The sequence below is a fragment of the Desulfosoma caldarium genome, assembly GCF_003751385.1.
Classification (GTDB): domain Bacteria; phylum Desulfobacterota; class Syntrophobacteria; order Syntrophobacterales; family DSM-9756; genus Desulfosoma; species Desulfosoma caldarium.
On record NZ_RJVA01000009.1, the window covers coordinates 327,929 to 350,977 of the forward strand.

Consider the following 23,049-nt stretch of genomic DNA (forward strand, 5'->3'; position numbering starts at 1 on the left):
GCCATCGGCGGTGGAAATCATGGTCGGTAGGCCTTAAAAGACGTCGTCCGTCCTAATCCTCCCGAAGCGGTGAATCATTTCGGCGCCGCCAAGGGCCGATAAAATCACGCCGCCTTCCCCGGCTCTGCGCCTGATGCCATCCACGGCCGTTGTGCCCAGCCTGCGGCCCTGGCCGGCACCGCCGGTCGCGCCCTTCCGGCGCCGCAACCTCGGCCCATCGTATGGGTGCCGACGTCGCCGTCTAAGGATCTTCCCACCGGCGCATGATTTATTGCCGTGTCGTCCTTGTGAGAATTCAATGCCCTGGCGGGCAATAAAAGATTGAATCAACCCGCCGGAAACTAAAAAGTATCACCCCACTCTCAAAAGAAAAGGTCTGACCCCAGTATTGCGTATTCCGTGTCATCCCGGGCGCACATTTATCCGCCGCCTCCCTATCCCGCGAGACAGCAAGGATTCATGCGTCCCCAGGCGGTTTAAAAATAAAAGCCTAAACTTAGTATTGCGCAGTAATGTGTCTTGAATGCAGAGCAGGGTGACCGTGCGTCACGCACTTATGGGAATTTGAGGCGGAAAATGGAAAGTCTCATTCCATTCCAAAGGAGAAGGTGATTCAAAAGTAAAGGTCTGACCCCCACCGGCTCTTATTGGAGGTCGTCGTGTCCGTGGAATCTTCTTATGTTGAGCCAGTTACGGATTACGAACGCATCCTGTAGTGTGAGGCCTAATTCATCGTATTTGGTGCGTACTTCAAGCACTTCGAAGTTTCGGCGGCTGAAAAAGTCCTTCTCAATTTGCTTCCACGAATCCGGGCACGTCATCACCAACATACCGTTCTCATCCAAGTCATTGTATTCAGGGTGTGCGTCTTGAAACTCAGAACAGCCGCGTTTGACTTTGACGCTAAAATCATACTTCATATGGGCCGCCATGACTTCTTGTAAATGCGCACCGATTCTGTGCGCCTCATCCCAGTCTCGAGTGTAGTAAAATCCCTTCAGGCTTCCCTTGTTGGAACCTCTTGAATCAATCATCAGCTTGCGGCGAATGGGCGCCTTGGGATCCACTCTGTCCATCAGAAAATTGTATCGAAGACAATCGGTCAGCTTGCTGAAGGTCAGGACCACTTTGTAGCAACCAAAGCAGACTTCGGGAATCACGTTCTTGTAATCAAACAACGCCTTGCACTTATGGCAGTGCGCCTCCAAGGGATCTCCCCTGAATATCTGTGATATCTGCACGGGAAGATTATAAATCCTGAAAGACCTTAACACATTGAATATGTTGTTTACAAAGTCTTTGATTGCATCATCGTCCGGCAACTTTTCCGTATTGTACTTGTTCCAAACGGAGGCCAGGTTTAAATGAACCTTTCCCAAAAAGCCCTTGGAAAGGGGGTAGTCAGGCGGTGCGCACCCGACCACATCCGAAAAGAGCATGATAATCCCCTGGTGGCCAGGAAAAAACCGGTATCCTTCGTTCAGGAGATCCAGAGCCTCGGAAAACTTTCCCTCATGAGCGTGAATTCGGGCCAGTTGCACATAAGCCATGGGCGATTTTAAGGGCAAATCCATGGCTTTTTGAAACATGGTCTTGGCGCTTTTTACGTCATGCATCCTTACAAAGTGCTGTCCTTTATACACATAGGCCATGGGATCATGGCCATCCATGCGTATGGCTTTGTCCAGGAACGACACCGCCCTATCCGGTTGATTCATCATGCTGTAGAGATGGCCCATTTGAGCGATCAGACCGGCGTCGTGAGGATCGATGGGAACGAGGCGTTCAAGGCACTCCACGGCTTTTTCCAGTTCGTGCATTTCCGTCAAAAGCCTGGCCTTCTTCAGGTAGGCCTGTTTGTGATTGGGATTCAGGTGGATCGCTCTATCAAAAGAATTCAGGGCGTCCTCATGTTTGGCAAGGGTACTGTAAACAAAACCCAGTACCGTATAGGATTCCGCGTCCTCGCCAAATTTTTCCATGTAGTCAGAAAGCACGTTGACAGCTTCGTCCTTGCGGTTCAGGTTGGGAAGAATTTCGGCTTTGCAGAGGTAGTATGCTGGAATGTCGGCATGAAGTTTGAGAGCTTTATCTATGGCTTCCAAAGCTAATTTCGGCTGATTGGTTTCCTTATACGCCACGGCCAAAAGATACCAGAATTTGTGTAAAGAAGGATATTCTTCCAATACATTTTTGATGATACGAATGGAAGAGGCATACTGCTTGGCTTGGTTGGATAGGACAGCTTTATAATAATGTGCCTCAGGGTTTTTGGGATCCAGGTCAATGGCTATATTCAGGAAATTTTCAGCCTTGTCGAAATCCTGCCTTTTGCAGAGGACCGCCGCCAGCACCACATAGTTATCCGCACTCACGTTGTCTTCTTGAACCGCTTTGGAAGCCGCTTCCAGAGCTTCATCAAGCTGGTTTTCGGCCAGGTATAATCTGGCGGTCACTCGATGGCGTTTTGGTGAATGGGGGTCGAGGCTTTGGAGCCGTTCCAGACATTGTTTGGCGTCATCTTTTTTGTTCTTAAGGATATAAACTTCAGCCAAAAACGACAGCACTTCAAGGTTATCCGGCTGTTTTTTAAGCGCATCAGAAAGCAGGTGAATGGCTAAATCATAGTCGCCCTGATATGTCTGCTGCTTGGCCCTGGCGAATATTTCATCAAATTCCATACGTGTTTATCCCTGAGCGTGTGGAACGTCATCAAAAAATTACGCTTCCCATTCCTCGAGTATTTTGGGATTGAGATTGTCAAAAAACGGCTTCATGTAGGCTTCGTATTTTCGCCATTTTTGCTTGGACGTTTTATAAATCGGTTGGCGGACCTGGGAGACACTGGCCGTGCGCACCGCGCGTTGGGTTTTGTAGAACTCCATCATGGATTCGTCCCATTCGAGACCGACAAATTCAATCAGCTTGCGGCTCCAGGTGGCCAGGTCTTCCACCAGGTCTTCATACCGAAATTCAAACATGGGAATGGGCAAAACCGCGCGCCAGTGTTTCATCATGCGGTGGTAGTCATTAAGCTGCATGGCCAATTTTTCCAGGTCAAAAGCATACCCAAGGCCGCCGTGTCTGGCCTTGAAATTTTGTTGGTAGTTGGACAACGCCGTGTCGCGGGGATCACGCCGCACATGGATGATCTTGGCCTTGGGAAAGATTATGGCGATGAGGCCAAGATGCATAAAGTTGTGCGGCATCTTGTCCACCACATATTCGTGTTCGGTGTCATAGAATTTTAGCCTGTACAAATAGAAACGAGCCGCTTCTTCGCGAAGATGCGGTGTCAAAGCCTCCATGCAGAAGGGGTAGTGTTCTTTGGATTGGAGAACCCGCGGCATGAGGTAAACCAGCCGGGACATAATATCCAGTTCACCGGCACCATAAATCTGGGGATGCGAACAGAGAATCTGCTCGGTCAGGGTTGTGCCGGACCTGGGCATCCCAACCACAAAGATCGGCGTTCGGTCACTGAGCCGAATGCGTTCTTGTTTGGCAAAAAAGGCCTTTGTAAAAAACAAACAGTTGTCATCCACCCTTCTGGAAAAGGCTTTGGGGTCATAGTTTAGGCGCTTGTTGACGAGCGAATTGGCCAGATCCAAGTAATGCCACGCGTCGGCGTATTCCCCTCGTTTTTCAAACACCTCAGCCAGGGCAAAGGCCATATTGGAGCGGACGGCATAGTTGTATAAGGGGTTGTCCGCAACCTGGCGCATCACCTCAATGGATTGTTCGTCTTCAGGCATGCGTCTGGCGCTGACCAGTTGAGCCAGGGCCATGGGGTTGACCTTGGCCGCCTCCTGAAAAAGCTCTGCCGCTTCATCCAGTTTACCGGTCCAGAGCAGCGTCTGGCCAAGGGACGATAAAAGCCCTGCATGGCCTGGGTAGGTCTTGAGTTGTTCGCGCAGTATTTCCTCTGCTTTTTCGTACTCACCGCTTTCACACAAAATATGCGAGCGAACCAGCTCTATATTGAGAAACGTGCCCGGAGTTTCAGGCAGGCTCTGGGATGGTGCACTCAACAAAACCGCTTCAGGCAACTCTCTTTTTTCTTTTAAAAAGGCTTCTGCTTTGCTCAGCAGTTCAAGGGCTTCCTGGTACTCACCCAATTCACATTGTGCACTCGCCTGGCCCACAAAACACGGCACGGGATTTTCGGGTTGTAATTTCTCTATCTGCCGGTAAAGGTGCAACGCCATGGCGGGTCGACTGCGTTCCATAAAAATCCGGGCCAATTCGGCCCGCAGGGCGATCTGCTTCCACCACTCGGTTTCCTTCTTTTGTTCAAGGGGAAGATCGGCCGGCGGTGGCGTGATTTCGTCAACCGGAACAAAGGCCTCGCGAAGGGTGCGCACGGCCTCCGTCAACTGGTTGTCCAGGTCCATCAATCTGGCCAGTTGCAGGCGTGTCTCCAAAGAGTCCGGATCCTGCTTCAGCCGGCTTGTGAGTTCCTCGACCAGTTCTTCCGTGCGTTCCATGGCAACCAGGACCGATGTTCGGCCCTGCTGGGCCTGAACCAGGTCGGGATCAAGCCGCAGGGCTGCCTCGTACTGCGCCAGGGCTTCTTCCAGGCGCTGCTGACGGACCAAAATCCCCGCAAGGTTGCTGTGCCAGACAGCATGGCCCGGTTCGCGGTCAACAGCTTCCTGGTAATGAATTCGAGCCTGTTCCAAATCGCCTTGGGCCAGGTACACGGCGGCCAAGCGCCCAAAGTCGACGGCTGTGGCCAAGGAACTTCGGGTGGCCTGTTGCAATAGGTCACAGGCCTTGTCCACATTGCCGGTGAGAAGACAAGCCAAACCCACGTCGGAAAGCCAGAAAGGGTCTTCGGCATCCGGATTCTGTGAGGCCACTTCCTGTAACAGCTCGAGGGATTCCATCGCACCCGCGGTGACCTGCGCCAAAGCCAAGACGGCCTTCACCTTCGGGGTCATGGATTCAATGGGACAATCTTTGAGCGCCGCAACCACGAGCTCAGGCTGCATGCTTCTTTGCCACTGCCGAAGTTGGGTGAGGTCCGGACCGGCTGATTTTTCACTATGAAGTAACTCTTGTATGGGTTGCATCACACCATGTCTCTTTTCAGCGATGATGGATGGACAAAGGCGCCTCTACCGAAGTAAAGGCGCCTTTTTTTGCTGATGGAGTCAATGACTCCGGTTTGTCTTCAACCGACGTCGGATCAATAAACGATGTCCCTTACGCTTCCATTCGTTGTTGATCCACATCTTTTTAGTAAATAACAATATCATTCGCTGCCGGAGCTCCACCTGTTAGACTGATCGTCATGATAATCGAAGCGCTTGAGAGGGCATTAGCAGATGCATTAGCCTTAGCCTTGGCGACCCATATTGCGCTGCTATTATTTGCCTTCCCAAATACAATGTACCACGCATTAGCTACGAGCCTACCCGAGCCCACGTCTGAAACGGTGTTAAGAGCATTTTTAAAAGCGGTCGCATTATTATAACCAGTAGATCCGAAAAAACCAGCTATCGCACTTGCAGATGCAAGCGACTGGCTTACATCAATTAATTGAATAGAATTTGCCGACGCTGATTTCAAGACCCTTACATAATTGGTACCAGAAGAAGAAAAGATAGCAGAAGCGAACAACCCGCCGCTGGCGGCGTCAAACGCGATCTTGTCGCCATCGCTGGCGCTGAAGTCGATCGTGTCAACACCGCTACCACTATTCGAATCACTGGCCGCCGTGTAGGTGAAGATGTCAGCTCCTGACCCACCGGTCAACGTATCCGCCCCGGCGCCGCCGTAGATGACGTCGTCGCCAGCGCCGCCATCGATGCTGTCGTCGCCGGAGGAGCCGGTGATGGTGTCGGCGCCACTGTCGCCCTCAATGCCAACGCCCGTCGAGCCGACGATGGTCAGCTTCGACGCGTCGATCGTATCAGCGCCGCTCGTGCCGGTGAGCGTTAGCAAGCCGGTGCTGAATGTTGAGACTTCGATCTCCTTTCCGCTGAAGCTTTCTGCCTGAACGTTCAGATTGCCGGAACCTGTCAAAATCACCTTTTCGAGGCCGGTCATCTCTACGGTGCTGAGGTCTGAACCGCTAGTGCCTGTAAACTTCAGGGTGTCCGTACCTTCTCCAAAGTCGATGCTGTGACCTTTATCGGTATTGATGTCGCTGTTATCGCTGACTTCAACCGTGTCGTCGCCGGCACCCATATCCACATTCAGGGTGACACCACCGCTAACGGCGCCAGTGACGAAAGTGTCGTTGCCGTCACCCAGATCAATCGTGATGGTGGTGGCGCTGGAGCCACTCTGATCGCCAAGGGTCACCTTGTCATTGCCGGCTCCGGTGGTGACATCCAAATCTTTCTCCATGTCCTTCGCCAATTGGAATTCCGCCTTGCCCGCCACGCCCGTCGCGTCGATGGTGGTCAAGGTGCCTGTAGCCCTCGAGCCAACGGTGCCGAGTACCAAATCTTCGGTGGCTTGCAGGGTCAGGCTGACCAGGTTCTTGGCAGCCAGCGTGAATTGGGCCACGTCGCCGTCGGCGGCGTCAATGGTGATGTTCTTGACGTTATCGGCGGTGACGGTACCGACATAGATTTTATTCTCGTTGCCACCCGACACACCCACGTCTTTGCCTTGGTTGTTAATCTCCACCGTCAAGGCTTCAGCCGGTGCTGTGGGGGTTGCGCCTTTTACCGTGGCCGTTACGCTACCGATGTACTGGTTCCCAGCCTGTTTGTTCCCTTGGAGCAGGATCGTGCTTCCGTCAGCGATATTGGAAAAGGTGACCGTGTCGCCAGCACCAGATGCACCCGCGTTACCACGCAGCCCCACCGTGGTGACATCGGTCGAATTCGTCAAATTAATTGTATGGCTCAAGGAAGAGCTCGCGACGCCATCTTCCTTAAAAAGAATGGTCTCGAAACCTTCCGACTTAAAGCCGGTGGTAATTGAGGCGCCACTGGTGTTCGTGGCAATCAGGGTGTCGTTGCCGCTGCCGCCCTTGACGCTGGTGAATTTGGTGGAAAGGTTGGTGCCGATGGTGACGTCGCCGGTTGCAGCGGAAGCGTCAATCGCCAACGCACTTGCGGTGTCGGAGAAACCCTTGACGGCAGAAAGGGTCGTCGCGCCGGAGCCGGTCACTTCAAGCGTGGTCATGGCGTCGCCCGACGCATTGAGCTCTTTGACACTGGAGGTGCCTGTGCCATCCACCTTGACGGTTTCGAAGGCGCCGTTGACGGTGATCGTGTTTGCCTTGGCGCCATTCAGATAAACCGTTGCCGTGTCGGCGGAACTGGTATCTTCACCATCCTTGTAGCTCAGGTCAACATCAAGGTCGCTGTCGGTGGACTTAATGGTCACAACTTGATCCGAGGTGAGCTGTTGGAATTCGATTTTATCATTCGGAGTCTCCTGACCATCACCCGACGACGCCGTGGCCGACACGATGGTAAAGTACTTGGCGCCGGTAAGCGTCGATGCATTGACAGTTAGAGTGTCGCCACCTGAAGTGTTGTCATCAACGAATTTGATGTCGTAGCTTTCAATGCCATCGACGGAACGGCCCGCCGTGGACGTACCACCAGATCCGATGACGGCCGTCAGATCCATCTTGCTGCCGGTGGTGGCGCCAGAGATGATATCGGCCACACCCCACGTCGTCTCACCTGTATTTGACGACAAAACGGCTTTCACCACACCGTTGCCAACCGACTCAAAGGTATCCAGACCCGTGGTGAGCACAAAGGTCTCACCGGTCGTTGCGCCTTCGGACTCACTGATGACGTCGTCCATCTGCTGCTCCACCGCGGGCAGGTCACTGTCTTTGTCCACATTGTCCAAAATGGCGCTCACCTGGCTGCTCAGCGTCTGGGTCCATTCGATATTGTTCTCCACCAGGTAGTCGGTGAAGTATTCCGCCGCTTGGGCCTTGTTATAAATGGTGGCCCAATCGTCTGCCGAATCACCGTCCTGGTCCACCTGCGCCGCATTGATGATGTAGCCGATAAAGGCGCCAGGGCTGGAGTTCCCCGTCTTCAGCTCATTGACCCAGTAGGCCAGGCCATCGTCGTCCGGGTCCCGTTCCAGCAGATTCCGGTAAACCTGCGTGACAAAGCCCTCATACAAGGCATCGGAAATGGGGTAGCCCGGAAGATTGTAGACTATATTGAAATACGCGTACTGCGCCGTGGCTTCGGCTGACTGCGCAAAGTTTTCGGCCACGCCCTCCAGATCCAACTCACCACTGTTCACCTTACCGAGCCAGTAGGCCACACCGTCAGGGTCCCCGGCGCGCCCAAAATAGGCCACGTAAAATGCTTCAATCCATTGTTTGTTGGTCAATGCATCAGCCATACTTTCCTCCTCGCCTGGTTTTTCATTCCGTTCCAACAAAACATCGTTCAGCCCTTTCAAAAACCCCCTGTTTCTCTCGTGGCGGTTTCTCTTTTGGCATCACCCCTTTCTTTTTCAGCTTCATTCGTTCAATTTTTGTGCGCCTCAAGCGATGGTTCGATTTCCATGACAAGCCATTGTGCCTTCCCTATTGCCCCAGGGTCAAAGGGTTGTCAAGGGAAAAGCGCATCTTTTCCGGCACAGCGTTCTTTCCACCGCCGTACCTCAAGCAAAGGACGTGCCCCACATGCCAACGCCATGAACGCCCCACCATCACGGGCCTCAGCCGCCCACGATCTGGTCGCCAACGGCCATGACAAGGCGCACGCCACCACGGCGTCAACGCCACGGGGCCGGTTCGACCCCAAAAACAAAAGCACCGGCCATCAAACCCCCTGGTTGCCTTAGACCGTGCTTGGTTGAAACGAGCCATCGGCACGCTGCGGCGCGGGGCCACACCCACGATGGCGCCGTGCGCCGTTCTTTTAACAAGGGTTATCGGCCGCCCGGGTTTTTCCCAATGCCCCAAAACGGCACGACTTTGGTATAAACATGAATGGTCGGGGCCTCATACCTTTCTTAAGCCCCCGGCTGAAGGAAACGCACAAAAACACGATGGAACCCCTTCGCCGGCCGTCATGGCCGCGAAGAAAGCTTTAACAGAAGGATAACCGGTGATGACCCGTTGTAGCGCAGTGCCGGCCCGGTTGGCGGGCTCCTTTAAAAGATGGCTCGTTTTTGCGGGCGTCGTGGCCCCTTGGCGCGCGGCGCGGATCGGCCTGGTGCTGGCCCTTATGGTCCTCATGGTTCCCAACGTGGAAGCCCAAGAAACCGTGCCCCTGAATCTGGAAACGGCCACCCTCATGCGCCTCATTAACGAAGCGCGCACGGTACCCCTGGCCATGCTTCAGCGCGCCGGGATCGATGAAACGGCCGCTCGGCACGCCCTCGGACCCGATGCCTGGATGCTGGATACAGGCCTTCCTCCCCTGGCTCCCAATGATCTTTTGGCCGCTTCGGCCCGCTTTCACGCCGCCGATATGGTGGCCCGTGCCTATTATGATACTCGGTCTCCGGAAGGCCTGGGTCCCGAGGAACGGGCGGCCGCCCTGGGCTATGGGGTCGTTCGCGTGGACGAACTCTTGGGTCTTTTGGATCAGGTGGCCTTCATGGATGGTCTGGAAGCCGTCTGGACCGTGTTTCGCCAATGGCTTTTGGCCGACCTGGCCGCTTTTGATCCCGCGCAGCGACGTCTTTTTTCTCTATGGGCCACGGACATGGGGGTTCATTTTCAAGCCGTCACCGGCGTCGTGGACGGCCGGGAAATCCACGCCTATCTGGCCGTCTGCGATGTGGGGCGACCTCTGAAGATTTTTCCCATGGTGGTGGGGTCCGTGCGCCCGCACGGATTCACCGGGCCCTTTCTCGATCCCTGGAATCCGTTGACGGAACCCTTTTCCGTGCGGTGTCGCAGCGACGACGGCACCCTGTGGTGGGAAACGCGAACCGATCCTCTGGGCGGCTACATCTGTCCGGCCCTTTCTGAATGGCAGGCTGTGGTGGTGGAAGGGGTGAACCGGACCACGGGTCAGGTGGTGGCCGCCGAAAGGGCGGCGGCGGGGGACGTGCATGTGTGGTTGGATCTTTTTCCCACCAGATAAGGATTCTATGGGGCCAAAGCGTTCCGGTTTTTTTAAAGGAACACGCCGTTTCTTTTTCATCGAGCCATCACGCACCATGGCGTGGCACGTCCATTTCATCGAAAGGCGGACCCTGTGCGGATTCAATGGGGCCTGGCCGCACTGATTTTTGTCCTGTGCGCCTCGGCCCGTGGAGCGGAACCACCGGCCCGCACGGTGGTGGTCCTATCCCGTGAAATTCGGCCCTACCTTGTGGCCGTGGAAGCCTTGGAAAAGGCCATCCCCCACCCGGTGCAGCGCCTCTACCTGGAAGACGGCCCCTCTCAGATCACAGACACCCTTCGAGATCCCACCACCCCGCTTCATGCCGTGGTGACCGTGGGGCCGGAAGCCACCGATCTTGTGGCCGCATCGCAGCCCAACGCGCCCATTTTGGCTTTGATGGTCCTGCACGCTCCCGAAGCCCTTCAGGGCCATGCGCCATCGTCCGCCATCGTTCTCTCCATTCCGGTGGACGAACAGGTGGCGTGGATTCATCGCCTTTTTCCTCATGTGACCACCGTGGCCGTGCTTTCGGCCACCGAACCGCCTCGGGGCCCTCATGAGAGCATTGCCAATGGGCCATCCCCATCTTTTCCGGTTCGAACACTGCCTCTGGCCGTGACCGATTCCCCGGCCTGGGAACGGGCGCTTCAGAAAGCCGCCGCGGCATCGGCCCAGGCCGTGCTTTTTCTTCCGCATGGGCAGCTTTCGTCCACGGCCGTCATTCGCCACGTGGTGCGCCACGCCGTGCTTCGTCGGCTTCTTGCCGTGGGGTACAATCGATTGTTTTTGGAAGCGGGTGCCGCGGCGGCCTTTTTGTTTGATCCCGAAGCCACGGGCACGGCGGCGGCGCAGCTTTTAACGTCCCCCGGCTGGGGTCGGGATTCCATGGTGATGCATGCCCCTTACCGCGTGGTGCTTCGAGCGTCCACGCTACGGCATCTGCATCTCAAGGTCCCCGATCCTTTGCCTTTGAAGGTTTTTGTGGAATAAAGGACGTGGCCGGCCCACCCGCGCGGGGTGCACCGGCCCATTGGGCACAGCCATGCATGGCCAGATTGGGCAACGCGACGACATGACGGATGAGACGTTTCGACCTTCGGCATCTTCTCCGGCGGCAACAAAGCGGCCTTCGGTCTTGGCGCGGGTTTTTCGTGGACGTCGCCCGGTGGAACCTTCCATTGGCGCCGCAGGGCCCATGAAGCCCTCTTTGGCCCGGCGTCTGACCCTGGCCGGAGCGATCCTCATTACCGTCACCGCCTCGGCCGTGGCCACGCTGGGTTTTCGAACCACATCGGCTTTCCTTACCGCCCGCTACCAAGAACACCTGCGCGTGCTGGCCCAATACGCGGCCTTGCACACGGAACTGGGGCTTTTGCTGCAGGATCCCGACGTCGTGCGATCCGCCGTGGAAACGCTGGTGGACCAGGCCGATTTGCAGGGGATCAAGGTGCTGGATGAAAAAGACCGCCCGGTTTACGTCCATCAACGGCATCCGTGGGTCGAAGACGCCAGGCTTCGCTGGGTGGACGTTCCCGTGTGGACTCGGGAAATTCAGAACACTTTGCCGGGTTTGGATACCGACACGGCGCCGCGGCGCATCGGCACGGTGCGCTTGGGCTATCGACTGGACACCCTTCAAGGACTGCTTCGGCAACTGGTGCTTCGGTTTGCCCTGTTCACGACGGGCCTCATTGTGGTGTCCGCCCTGGTCTACGGCGCCATCGCCCGCAGCCTTACTCACCCGCTCCGTCGTCTGGAAGCCGCAGCCCGTGACGTGGCCCAGGGGCACCTTGCCGTGCGGGCACCTCAAAGCGGCCTTCGCGAAACGGACCAGGTGGCCCACATGTTCAACGCCATGCTGGACGCCCTGGCCCGGCGCGAAAAGGATTTGGAACAGCTTAACGCCCGCCTGTGCCGCCGCGAAGCCCTGGCGGAAGTGGGGCGCTTTTCCAGCATGGTGGCCCATGAAATCAAAAACCCGCTGACCATTCTTCGCGGCAGCCTGCAGGTGCTGCAACGCCCGGATCCCGACGGCACGACCCACGACACGGCCCTTCGCTTCATGGAAGAAGAAGTGCGGCGCATGGATCGGTTGGTTTCGGATTTTCTGCTCTTTGCCAAACCCGTGGTGGCCGATCGACGGCCGGGAAATTGGGTGGCGTGGCTGCAAAAGGCCTCCGAAAAAATGCGGCTTTTGGCCGAAGGGGGCGATCGGCTGCACGTGGAAATCACCGGGGAAGGTCACGTGGCCGGCCGCTTTGATGCGGCGCTCATGGAAACGGCCCTGGGCCATTTGGTGCGAAACGCCCTGGAAGCGACGCGCCAAGGGGGCCTGGTGCGCGTGAAAAGCTGGACGGAACCCCACGCCACGGCGGCACAGAGCCCCGATGGCCACACCGCCGAAAATTTCGAAAAAGACACGTTGAAGGACGCGGCGCCGAGGGATATTTCGGCCTCTCATCGGCACGCCTATTCGAAAAAGGGGATGGATGCGGGAGAACCCAACGCCCTTTTCGACGATGCCACCCGCCATCAAGCCATCTGGTGGTGCTTTGCCGTGGAAGATTCTGGGCCCGGCGTTCCGGAAGAACATCGAGAAAAAATATTTGAACCCTTTTTTACCACCAAAGCCAAGGGAAGCGGTTTGGGATTGGCCATGGTGCGGCGCATTGTGGAAGCCCACGGCGGCACGGTGTTCTGGACACCCGGGCTCGGCGGAAAGGGGTCTCGATTTGTGGTGCGGGTGCCCGCGGTCCTTCAGGTGTCATGACAATATGGGAACGATGAAAAAAAACACGGCCCCTCACGCGCGAAAAGACGGATCGCCGCCAAAGGTGGATGCCTTAAACGCATGCACACCGCGGCCACGAGGTCTCATGGACAAGATGAGCCCACGGCGCGGCCGAGTCACATTTTTGGAGCACCACTGGGGGTTTGGTTTTTGTGAAACCGTTGGCGTGAAGCGGCCTGATGTTCACTCGGAAGAATCCATGACGCAACGGCGGCGAATCTTTGGTCGCGTCGTGTTTCTTGTGGCCGTGGCCTTGGGCCTGGCTTTTTACGGGTTTGCGGGGGCGGTGGCCGTGAGCGCTTCCCAGGACGTGGATCCCCTGGTGTTTTTTGCCGGCGAAGACCTTTCGGTGCTCACGGTGGCTTCTCGGCGCCCTGAGTCGGCGCAGCGGGCGCCGGCCATCGTGCGCGTGGTCACGGCCCGGGATATCCTCACCAAAGGGTATCGCACGCTGGCCGATGTGCTTCGAAGCGAAGCCGGCTTTGTGGTGCGGCCGGGAGAACGCGGATCCACGCCGTATCTCAGGGGTGTTCGCGAAGGGATTTTGTTCCTCTACGACGGTGTGCCGCTGCGATCCCCCATGATGAAAAGCGTGCATCCGCTGGACGAGGAACTGTCCCTGGCCGGGGTCGACCGCGTGGAAATTGTTCTGGGTCCGGGATCCGTTCTGTGGGGCCCGGACGCCTACGCCGGCATTGTCAACGTGGTGCCGCGATCCATGGTTCACGGGAGTGGCGCGGGCGTTCGCGCCTGGGCGGGATCCCAGAACGAATTGGGAGCCGGATGGACGATGCAGGGGCGTCAGGGTCCCGTGTCGGCGCGCCTGAACGTTCACGGCGTGCGATACCGATCGTGGACGGACACCTATCTGAGTTTGCAGCCGACGGGCCATGAATTTGCCGGGATGTCGAGCCACCAGGTGACCGCCAACACCGTGGATGACGCCTACGCGTGGGAAGCCCTGGGAACCCTCACCGTGGGGGATCGCCTCGCCTTCACCGGGCGCCTGGCCGATGGCCGCCACCGCTACACCATGACCAACACGGACGGCATCACCTGGGCCGGAGAAAAGCGGGCGCCTGTGTCCTTTCTCAAGGGCACGCTGCGGCAGCGCCTGGGAACATCGGACCTTTCCCTTACCGCGTCCTACACCCATGTACCTTTGGACGTCACCGATGCCGACGTTTCTCGAAAGCAAAAGGACGACATGGTCGCGGCGGATCTGGTCTGGTACCGGCCGTGGGGCGAAGGCGGCGGCGTGACGCTGGGCGCCGGGTACCGTCGCGATGACACGCACAACGCGGTGGTGCGGGACGGGTTTTTACCCGATCTTCTCAAACCCACCTATTACGTGTTTGTGCCGTCCGTGGTGCAGGCCGACTTTCAAAACACCGTGCTTTCCGCCTACGGGCAGGTGCGGCGCCGCCTGGGTCCCGTGGACCTCTGGCTTGGATTGCGCCTGGATGATACGGACACCTACGCATCCACCACGACCCTGAGCGCCGGCGCCGCCTGGTCTTTGGGGCGCGACTGGCAGATTAAGGCCACCTACGGCACCGCCTACCGCACACCCTACGCGGCGCAGCTCTACGGCGACCGGTTCTTGGATCCCGAAAACATCGAAACGGCGGCGCTGGAGCTGAGCTGGACCAAAGAAGCGGACAAGCAGGTGGCCTTGACCGTCTATCACAGCCGCGTGTCCGACCATCTGCAGGAAGACCCCTACGGAGGCCTATCCCAACCGTCTCGCCATGCCATCACGGGTGCGGAAATCAAGGCGCGCTGGGCTTTTGGGCCTCAATGGGACCTGTACGGGTCCGCGGCGGCCTTTGACGTGGCGGATGATGCCGTCCACTACCGGGTCACCAAGGCCTTTTTCGTGGCGCCCGACGGAACCCGCTCACCCATTGAAGAAGCGTGGACATCGCCCTTGGATGTGGGCCCGGACTGGAGCGTTCAGCTGGGCGTGCGCCGGCATTTCGGTGCCTCGTCCACCGTGGCCCTGGAAGGCCTCTTGACGGGGCCCTGGCCTTACGCCTACGATCAGGGCCGAAGGACGGGACGTTTTCAAGGGGAACGCCATGTGCGCGCATCATGGACCTGGCACCATGCCGGCACTCGAGGCGCCACGCTGCAACTGGTGGCCGATAACCTGCTGGATCGCGGCGGGTCCGTGCCCGGGGTTTTTGGACCTGCGGAACGCCCGCCCCTGCGCGTGTGGCTTGAATGGCGCCTGGATTTTTAGCGGTCGAAAAACGCCCGGGCGGTGGCCGGCCGGGCTTTGAAGGCTTTTGGGGGCCTTCATGCCGTGGCGCACGGGCCACGGGGCCTTTTCGTGGCCTATTCGGCCACACGTTCGCCACGGTTTTTTTGCCTATGGCCGATTCCTTCAAAGGGGGCCCACAACGCTCTGAACCGTCATCGGGAAACCGAAAGCTATGGCACGCATCTTAGCCGTCGATGATGAACCCAAAGTGCGAACGCTTCTCAGCATGCTGCTGTCGGCTCATGGCCATGACGTGCTTGTCGCCGAAAACGGCCGTGAGGCGCTGGACATTCTTTCGCGCGACACGGTGGATCTTCTCATCACCGACATTCGCATGGAGGGCATGGACGGCCTGAGTCTTTTGCAGGAAGTGAAGGAACGGGAACCGGGCTGCCCCGTGATCTTTATCACCGCCTACGCCACGGTGGAATCCGCCGTGGAAGCCTTGCGGCTGGGCGCCAGCGACTACGTGGTCAAACCCTACGAGGAAAAGGATCTGCTGCTGGCCGTGGAACGGGCGTTGGGCGTTCGCCGCCTGCTTCAGGAAAACATTCGATTGCGCCACGCCCTGAGCGCCGGTGCCGTGGAAGACGCCGTGTTCGCGTCGCCTGCCATGAAAAACGTCCAGCGCACGGCCCTCAAGGTGGCGGCCAGCGACGCCACGGTGCTCATCACGGGAGAATCCGGTGTGGGCAAGGAAGTCATCGCCCGCCTCATTCACCAGGCAAGCCCGCGCCACAAGTCTCGGTTTGTGGCCGTCAACTGCGCCGCCGTGACCCCGAGCCTGGTGGAATCGGAACTGTTCGGCCATGAACGCGGGGCTTTTACCGGAGCGGACCGGCGCCGGGAAGGCAAGCTGGAATTCGCCAACGGCGGCACCTTGTTTTTGGACGAGGTGGGGGATCTGCCCTTGGAAGTGCAGGCCAAACTGCTTCGAGCCCTTCAGGAACGCAGAGTGCAGCGCATCGGAGGCAACCAGGACATTGCCGTGGACGTGCGCGTGCTGTGCGCCACCAACATGGACCTGGAACACGCCGTGGCGGAAGGGCGTTTTCGTAAGGACCTTTACTACCGCCTGGCCGTCTTTCCCCTACACGTGCCGCCGCTTCGCGAACGGCCCGAAGACATTTTGCCCTTGGTGGTTCACTTCATTCAGCGCTACACGCGAAAGCCCTGCGCGCCCACCGAAGCGGCCACGCCCGCCGCCCTTCGCCTGCTTAAGGACTACGCCTGGCCCGGCAACGTGCGGGAACTGGCCAATGTGGTGGAACGCGTCATGATTCTGCGCGGCGGCACCCCGCCCATCACCACCGATGACCTGGCGTTTCTGCGGCCCGAAAAGCCGCGCCGCGACGTGACCGACCTGGTGGAATTCCCGCCCGAGGGGCTGGATTTTGACGCGCTCATGCGCCGCGTGGTGCAGCTGGCCCTGGATCGAGCCGGTGGCAACCAAAGCCGAGCCGCCAGGCTGCTTCGCCTCACGCGAGGCCGCTTCCGCACCCTCCTCAAGCACCTCAACCACCCCACCGACTAACCCCCGGGGTCGATCTATTGTATTGGGGTCAGACCTTTATTTTTGAATCGAACCTGGGGGTAACACCGAGGGGTCAGACCTTTATTTTTGAACTGATCCTTGGGGCAAACTTTTGATTTTGAAAGCCAGCCCAATGCATCCATCGGGGTCTGAACACCGGGGGTCAGACCTTTATTTTTGAATGCTGGCCTAACGCGCCTCGGCGGTCAGGGCCATTGGTCGTCATTGGGGTCATCGTCATTGGGGTCAGACCTTTATTTTTGAATTGATTCTTGGGGTAAATTTTTGATTTTGAGGGTTAGCCCAACGTTAGGGGGGCGTGATTGGGCAGGCCACAGGCCTGCCCCTACAGGTTTGAACACCGGGGGTCAGACCTTTATTTTTTGAATGCTGGCCTAACGAGCCTCGGCGGTCAGGGCCATTGGTCGTCATTGGGGTCATCGTCATTGGGGTCAGACCTTTATTTTTGAATTCATCTATTGGGGGCAGACCTTTATTTTTGAATCGAACCGGGGTGTGAACTGCTGGGGTCAGACCTTTGATTTTGAATTTCCGTGTTTTTTGTGTTGGTGGGGTCGGGACCAATCCTGAGATCTTTCCGCGTATGTCCACCGTGCCGTGGGCCGCAAGGACCATGCCGGATACGATGGCGCGCCGTTTGGGTTGCCCGAGCCGTTGCGTCCATGAATGGCGATGAATGGGCCTTTTTCCAACGATAGACTCAGGCGGTCCAAGGCGGTCAATACACGACGTGAAGGTTTTCTGAAAAGGATTTCCTTGAGCCCATCGGCAGAGGTGGAATAGCCTTTGAAGCGCTAGACCTGATTTTTATCGCGATGATGGTCGCTATGCATTCTTTTCCACAACCTTTTGAAAGACGTCGACCATGGCCCGAGCCGTTTTTTCCCAGCTGAATTGGCGAGCGCGCTCAAATCCTCGTTGTCTGTATTCTTTCCGTCGCCGGCCATGGCTAAGAAGGTCGTCCAGCACGGCAGCCAGGCCGTCGGGATCGTGCGGTTCGATGAAAAGGGCCGCATCCCCGGCCGTTTCCCGCAAAGCCGCAATGTTCGAACACACCACAGGACAGCCGCAGGCCATGGCTTCCAGCACGGGAAGACCAAAGCCTTCATAAAGGCTGGGATAAACCAAGGCCGTCGCTCCTGAGTACAAAGCCGCCAACGTCGCATCGTCGACAAAACCCGTGAGCACACATCGCGGCGTCCGTGACCCCCCTCGCTCCACAGCCTCCCGCAGCCACGACTTATCCCCCCAACCGTGCCAGCCCGCCAGCACCATGGGGGCCGACGCCCCCAGGCGTCGAAGGGCGTCCCAGAAGAGACGTAGATTCTTTCGCGGCTCCAAAGATCCCACAAAAAGCCAATAATCGCCGTCCAGACCAAAGCGGCGGCGCACGGCGGCGACCTCTTCGGAAGATCTTTGGGAAAAAATGGGGTCCGGAGCCAGAGGCACGGCCGTCAAGCGATTGTCGGCCACTCTCAACCGGGCTCTGGCTTCGTTCAAAACCGCATGGGAGATGGTCACGATGTGGGACGCGTAGCGGAGGCGCCGCGCAAAAAAGAGACGGTAAAACCAGACGCGCTCTCTGGGATGCGTATGAGCGAATCGGTCCAGGGAGAAATCAAAAAGGCTAAAGACCGTGGGCACTCGATGCTGCGCCGCAGGGAAAAAAGACGCTTCGTGATAGATGTCATAGGACGCTTGACGGCACACCCGCCGCAGACGCCACTCCACCTGCACCTGCCTGAGGATTCTCCGGCCCAGGACCACAAGGTCCGGAAGTTTCCACACCGCATCAGTCCGTGTCTGCCATTGCTTTGGGTCCGCCGCCTTGGGCATGTCTCGACGCACACGCCACCCGTCAAAGTAGCTGATGCACAGGGGCAACGGGCCAAAAGAAAGCTTTTCCACAGCTTGGTAGAGGCATCTTAGGGTGCGCCCAATGCCCGTTTGCAGACCCGATAGCGGGATGGCATTCACCAAAATGTCCACAGCTTTTCAACTCCCTCTCAAGGCTTCATCCCATTCGGCATTCTGTAAGTCTGGGGTCAGACCTTTATTTTTGATTCCTGACCTGGCTCGCGCGTTTTGCAATGACACTGATGGTGGCAAAGTGCAATTCTAAAAATTCCCCCACTTCTCTCAGCTTGTAGTGATAGGTCCACACAGCCTGGCAAATCCGTTCATTCCGCGTTGCCTCGTCGGAGATACCCGAAAACAGCTCTTCCAGGCTCGGCCGGGCCGCAAACCGTTCTTTCTTCCGAAGTTCAGGGTCAAGGGGCTTCTGCGAAAGCAAGGGCGCAAGTTGTTCCACAAATCCAGCGGTTCCCAAAAAGGCCCCCGCGCGCAACTCTTCCCATGCGTTGACCCCTTTCCCTTGCGACACAAAACGGCGGTAGGCCCGAACCGCCCGCGCTCGATCGGGGCCAAACTGTGACAGAATCCAATCCACCGTCAGGAACTCGGGCACCTCGATCTGGCCGGACGTCGCCCGATAACTGCTCCAAGGCCAACTCTGAACGGTACGGACCAGCCCCGCTCGAACAGGATTTAGCACAACGTACCGGGTCACCTCTAAAAGATGGCTCTCCTTTTCCACAAGGATTGCCTTGAAGCGCCCTTGAAAGAGATGACCGACACGTCGGTGCCGTCGGTTGAACCACTGGGTGTACACCCCATTGAGACGTTGCATTCCCCGAGACAGATTGGCCTGTGGAGTTTCGATGATCAGGTGGTAGTGGTTTGTCATCAAACAGTACGCATGACAAATCCAGGTGTATCTGGCAACCGAATCAGCGAGAATCTCAAGAAACCGACTACGGTCCTCCTTGCCGAGGAAAATGTCTTGTTGCGCGTTTCCTCGACTCGTTACGTGATAGACAGCTCCTTCAAATTCTACTCGCAGCGGCCTTGCCATAGCAAAATTCCTCAAAAACAAACGGTATCAAAAATAAAGGTCTGACCCCGTCGCTGCGCGATGAGCCTTCAAGCTTCCCCGAAAAACCTTGCTTTGTCGTCCGTCCTCCGCAGTCCGGCATCCATCCCATCGTCCACATCTGGCTCCCAACTCGCGATCCTGTTGCCCGCCGCCGCTCACTCTGCTAGACAGAAACAACAAGATCCGGATTCGCGCGATGATTTGGCGCTGAAAAGCAGAGCCATGCGGCCCCGTGTCAAGGGTTGTTGAGCCATCAACGGGTCGGCACAACGGATCATCCCTGGGCGACATTTCCCGCGTCCTGTGACAATAACAAGGACAATGGGTGGCATGGTCTATGCTCTGGCGCAACACCCCCCTTAACCGTTCAAGAGGAGGTTGTTCATGGGACGAACAGGTCGAGGGCAGCTTTTTGCAGCCATTTTGATTTTGACGCTCTCGGCCTCACCCGCGGCTGCCGTGAAATTGGGGATCATCACCGGAGGGCCAAAGGGAACCTCCTATCAGGTGGGACTGAACCTGCAGGAACTCATGAAATCGCGGGGTTATGAGTTGGAGGTCTTCCATTCCAACGGGTCGGTGGAAAACGTTTACGCGGTCTACAAGAGGCCCGGCGTGCAGCTTGGAATCGTCCAATCGGACGTTTTGGCTTTCGTGGCCAAGGTGCGGACCCCTTTGGCCCTTAAACGCATCGCACAGAAAATCAAGATCGTGTTTCCTCTGTACGATGAGGAAATCCATGTGGTGGGACGAAAGGACATCAGCGACTTTGACGACTTGGAAGGAAAGCGCGTTGCCATCGACAAGGAAGGTAGCGGGACGTATCTCACGGCCAAAATACTTTTTGAAATTTCTCAAGTGAAACCTGAGGAATTGGCCCCGGTGGGAACCGAAGAAGCCCTGGAACGGATCAAAGCCGGCACGCTGGACGCCATGATCTATGTGGCCGGTTGCCCGGTTCGGCTCTTTAAAGAAAACGTCAAAGCCGAAGATCAGCTGAAGCTCATCCCCCTGACCAACACAAAGGTGGTGGCATTCTACCCTCAGGCCGTCATCCCCGCAGGGACATACGACTGGCAAAAGGAAGAAGTCCCCACGGTCGCCGTTAAGGCCATGCTCATCACCTACGATTACCGGTTCGGACATTGCGGCGAGGTGGGGCGGTTTTCAAAAATTCTCTATGAAAATCTCGATTGGCTGCGCCGGCATGGGCATCCCAAGTGGAAGAACGTGGACCTTTCCTATCAACTCAAGGGTTGGGAACAGTACGAGTGCGTTCGAAGGGAATTGGGCACCGGCACACCGGTCGAGCTGCCGAAATCCGAGGACGTCAATCCCGTGCTGAAAGCCATTCAAAAGCTCTTTTAAGACCAACCTCATCACCACAAAAAGGGACGGCTATGATTCGCAAAGCTTTTTGGATGGTTGTCACTATGGTCCTCATGGCCGCCATGCGGGGACCGGGTTTCGAAGCCGGCGGCACGGCCGACGACACCCTGAAACGGACGCTCCCTTGTGTCACCGTTGAAGAGGACCGGTACCGAGCGCTGTTCGATTTCGTCCAGTTGCCCAGGACCCTTCTGGAGCCTACGGAAAACTCGCCAAGGCCGGAAAGACACCAATGGCGGGACCTCAAGGCGGCGTCCTGGACGCCTCTTTGAACATTCTTAACGCCGTGGTCGTGGACCAAGGCCAACCTTGGGGCGCCTTGTCGATTTGACGTGCGCGTGCGTTGAACGTTGGCTTAAGAACCTGAAAACCGAAGAGCGTGAGATCTATGTATCTCGATTTCTACGGATTCCGTTCGGAACCCTTTCACATCACGCCGGATCCGGATTTTCTGTATTTAAGTCCGAGTCATAAGGAGGCGCTGGCGGCCATCATTTACGGCGTGCAGCAACGCAAGGGCTTCATCACGATCACGGGCGAGGTGGGCCTCGGCAAGACGACCATCGTGCGCAGCTATCTGGAACGCTATGACCGCAGCCGAATCAAGACCGTTCTGGTGTTCAACGCCAACGTATCCTTTAAGGGGCTGCTGCGGGTGATCTATCGCGAACTGGGGCTGGATCCGCCCGATCTGGATCCCTATGAGATGGTCCTCGATCTTCACATGCGGCTCATTCAGGAATACCAAGAAGGCTGGAACGTGGTGCTCATCATCGATGAAGCCCAGAACATGCCCGTGGAAACTCTGGAAAATCTTCGCATGCTGTCCAATCTGGAAAGCACCAAGGACAAACTCCTTCAGATCGTCCTCATTGGGCAGCCGGAACTGGAACACCTTATGAACCAGCACCGGCTGCGCCAGCTCAAACAGCGCATTGCCATCCGCACCAAACTCAAACCGCTCACTCCCAAGGAAAGCTTGGAATACATTCGCCACCGTTTGTCCCGGGTGCAGATTCAGCCGAGGGAACCTTTCAGTGCCAAAGCGCTGGAACTCATTGTGCGAGAAGCCCAGGGTATTCCTCGAAAGATCAACATCATCTGCGACAACGCCTTCATCACGGGCTTTGGTTACGGACAAAAAACCATCACGCCGAAAATCGTTCGAGAAGTGGTGAACGACTTGGAAGGGCGTTCCCACGAGCCATCCCGCCGCCGCAAACGATTTGCCGCGGTGCTCGTGGGCGCCGTGATTTTGGCGCTGGTTTTGATGTGGCATTTCGAAGTGCCGCGCACCACGGGGGCCTGGCTTCTGGAAACCGTAAAACGCCTTTCCACGCAGTGGATTCAGGCCCTAAAGACGCCTTTGCTCCAGAACCCCTTGGAAGGCACCGGCCCCCCGGAAACCAAGTCCTCTGCGGTTGCCGACTCTTTCGGCAACGGAAAGACCATCGGGCAGCGCGTCATCAAGCCCCTTCCCTTGCCGGAAAAAACCCCGTGGGAGCCAAAAGCCGTCAACGAAGAACGGCCGTCGCCGTACATGACTGCACGGGAAACAACCCCGTCGTCAGGGGAAAAGAGGAAAACACATCCAGACCCATCGTCCGCACGGCGAAGGAAGCCGGCCGCGGTTGAGCAAGGCCAGGCCATGCTCGGCGCGGCGCACAGTCTCTCCATCATGGAACGGCTTGGTAGCCCCCCTGGTTATGGCTTCTGGCCGACGACGGACCCAGGGCTTTCGGGAGCGTGGGACCCGGAAAGGGTAAGACTGTTCCAAGAGCCCAAGAACTATCTTTCCCGTGCGGCTCCATTCACAGCACCGACACGGGACAAGACCCCCTTGCAGCCTTCCACCTCGGCCGCCAAACCGCCCGCCCGTTCTGCCCACCCCGATGTTCCCCAGCCGGATCCCGGCCGCGTCATCGACTGGATTCTCAACAAAAGAAATCTGGGGTCAGACCTTTAGAACTTTGGGGTCAGACCTTTAGTTTTGATACTCTGCTGCAAAGTGGGGGGGGCGAAGTTTGAGAATGCTGTAAACTTTGA

The 23,049-nt window shown here is 57.2% G+C and carries 13 protein-coding genes; 8 read left to right on the top strand and 5 right to left on the bottom strand.

Features of this window, described 5'->3' with window-relative positions; genetic code table 11:
- Window positions 1–644: 644 nt before the first annotated feature.
- The 3 genes from EDC27_RS02090 to EDC27_RS02100 form a co-directional block, all read right to left on the bottom strand.
- Window positions 645–2,681, bottom strand: coding sequence for a tetratricopeptide repeat protein (locus tag EDC27_RS02090; protein ID WP_123288954.1), 2,037 nt, complete (start codon window positions 2,679–2,681; stop codon window positions 645–647).
- A 39-nt stretch (window positions 2,682–2,720) separates the two neighbouring features.
- Window positions 2,721–4,994, bottom strand: a complete 2,274-nt coding sequence (locus EDC27_RS02095) for a tetratricopeptide repeat-containing sulfotransferase family protein (RefSeq protein ID WP_170161520.1) — start codon at window positions 4,992–4,994, stop codon at window positions 2,721–2,723.
- A 247-nt stretch (window positions 4,995–5,241) separates the two neighbouring features.
- Window positions 5,242–8,343, bottom strand: coding sequence for a DUF4214 domain-containing protein (locus EDC27_RS02100; RefSeq protein ID WP_123288956.1), 3,102 nt, complete (start codon window positions 8,341–8,343; stop codon window positions 5,242–5,244).
- 716 nt (window positions 8,344–9,059) lie between these two features.
- Between EDC27_RS02100 and EDC27_RS02105 the strand changes: the two genes are divergently transcribed.
- The 5 genes from EDC27_RS02105 (at window position 9,060) to EDC27_RS02125 (ending at window position 16,658) form a co-directional block, all read left to right on the top strand.
- On the top strand, window positions 9,060–10,043 hold the full coding sequence (locus EDC27_RS02105) for a CAP domain-containing protein (protein ID WP_148045651.1): 984 nt from the start codon (window positions 9,060–9,062) through the stop codon (window positions 10,041–10,043).
- A gap of 114 nt (window positions 10,044–10,157) precedes the next feature.
- Window positions 10,158–11,057, top strand: a complete 900-nt coding sequence (locus tag EDC27_RS02110; protein ID WP_123288958.1) for a hypothetical protein — start codon at window positions 10,158–10,160, stop codon at window positions 11,055–11,057.
- Between the two features lie 82 nt (window positions 11,058–11,139).
- The gene (locus tag EDC27_RS02115) at window positions 11,140–12,837 is read left to right on the top strand and encodes a sensor histidine kinase (protein ID WP_170161521.1); all 1,698 of its coding nucleotides are present in this window, start codon (window positions 11,140–11,142) and stop codon (window positions 12,835–12,837) included.
- A 106-nt stretch (window positions 12,838–12,943) separates the two neighbouring features.
- A complete protein-coding gene (locus EDC27_RS02120) occupies window positions 12,944–15,103 on the top strand; it encodes a TonB-dependent receptor plug domain-containing protein (protein WP_170161522.1) in 2,160 nt (719 codons plus the stop codon).
- A 193-nt stretch (window positions 15,104–15,296) separates the two neighbouring features.
- A complete protein-coding gene (locus tag EDC27_RS02125) occupies window positions 15,297–16,658 on the top strand; it encodes a sigma-54-dependent transcriptional regulator (protein ID WP_123288961.1) in 1,362 nt (453 codons plus the stop codon).
- An 846-nt stretch (window positions 16,659–17,504) separates the two neighbouring features.
- On the opposite strand, the gene EDC27_RS02130 is transcribed toward EDC27_RS02125, so the two are convergent.
- A complete protein-coding gene (locus tag EDC27_RS02130) occupies window positions 17,505–18,668 on the bottom strand; it encodes a glycosyltransferase family 4 protein (RefSeq protein ID WP_123288962.1) in 1,164 nt (387 codons plus the stop codon).
- Window positions 18,669–18,732: 64 nt separating this feature from the next.
- Window positions 18,733–19,593, bottom strand: a complete 861-nt coding sequence (locus EDC27_RS02135) for an REP-associated tyrosine transposase (RefSeq protein WP_123288963.1) — start codon at window positions 19,591–19,593, stop codon at window positions 18,733–18,735.
- A 405-nt stretch (window positions 19,594–19,998) separates the two neighbouring features.
- Here EDC27_RS02135 and EDC27_RS02140 point away from each other — a divergent pair, with 405 nt between their 5' ends.
- The 3 genes from EDC27_RS02140 to EDC27_RS02150 all read left to right on the top strand — a co-directional run bounded on the left by EDC27_RS02140 (window position 19,999) and on the right by EDC27_RS02150 (window position 22,969).
- Window positions 19,999–20,982 carry a TAXI family TRAP transporter solute-binding subunit gene (locus EDC27_RS02140; protein WP_123288964.1) on the top strand — a complete coding sequence of 328 codons (984 nt, stop codon included), beginning with the start codon at window positions 19,999–20,001 and terminating at the stop codon, window positions 20,980–20,982.
- 32 nt (window positions 20,983–21,014) lie between these two features.
- Window positions 21,015–21,275, top strand: coding sequence for a hypothetical protein (locus tag EDC27_RS02145; protein ID WP_123288965.1), 261 nt, complete (start codon window positions 21,015–21,017; stop codon window positions 21,273–21,275).
- Window positions 21,276–21,391: 116 nt separating this feature from the next.
- Window positions 21,392–22,969 (top strand): ExeA family protein, encoded by a 1,578-nt coding sequence (locus EDC27_RS02150; RefSeq protein WP_123288966.1) that lies wholly within the window; start codon window positions 21,392–21,394, stop codon window positions 22,967–22,969.
- Window positions 22,970–23,049 lie beyond the last annotated feature (80 nt).

Coding starts and splice junctions, on each gene's coding strand:
- EDC27_RS02090 (WP_123288954.1), bottom strand. CDS start 2,681: ATGGAATTTGATGAAATATTCGCCAGGGCCAAGCAGCAGACATATCAG.
- EDC27_RS02095 (WP_170161520.1), bottom strand. CDS start 4,994: ATGCAGCCTGAGCTCGTGGTTGCGGCGCTCAAAGATTGTCCCATTGAA.
- EDC27_RS02100 (WP_123288956.1), bottom strand. CDS start 8,343: ATGGCTGATGCATTGACCAACAAACAATGGATTGAAGCATTTTACGTG.
- EDC27_RS02105 (WP_148045651.1), top strand. CDS start 9,060: ATGACCCGTTGTAGCGCAGTGCCGGCCCGGTTGGCGGGCTCCTTTAAA.
- EDC27_RS02115 (WP_170161521.1), top strand. CDS start 11,140: ATGACGGATGAGACGTTTCGACCTTCGGCATCTTCTCCGGCGGCAACA.
- EDC27_RS02120 (WP_170161522.1), top strand. CDS start 12,944: ATGGACAAGATGAGCCCACGGCGCGGCCGAGTCACATTTTTGGAGCAC.
- EDC27_RS02125 (WP_123288961.1), top strand. CDS start 15,297: ATGGCACGCATCTTAGCCGTCGATGATGAACCCAAAGTGCGAACGCTT.
- EDC27_RS02135 (WP_123288963.1), bottom strand. CDS start 19,593: ATGGCAAGGCCGCTGCGAGTAGAATTTGAAGGAGCTGTCTATCACGTA.
- EDC27_RS02140 (WP_123288964.1), top strand. CDS start 19,999: ATGGGACGAACAGGTCGAGGGCAGCTTTTTGCAGCCATTTTGATTTTG.
- EDC27_RS02145 (WP_123288965.1), top strand. CDS start 21,015: ATGATTCGCAAAGCTTTTTGGATGGTTGTCACTATGGTCCTCATGGCC.
- EDC27_RS02150 (WP_123288966.1), top strand. CDS start 21,392: ATGTATCTCGATTTCTACGGATTCCGTTCGGAACCCTTTCACATCACG.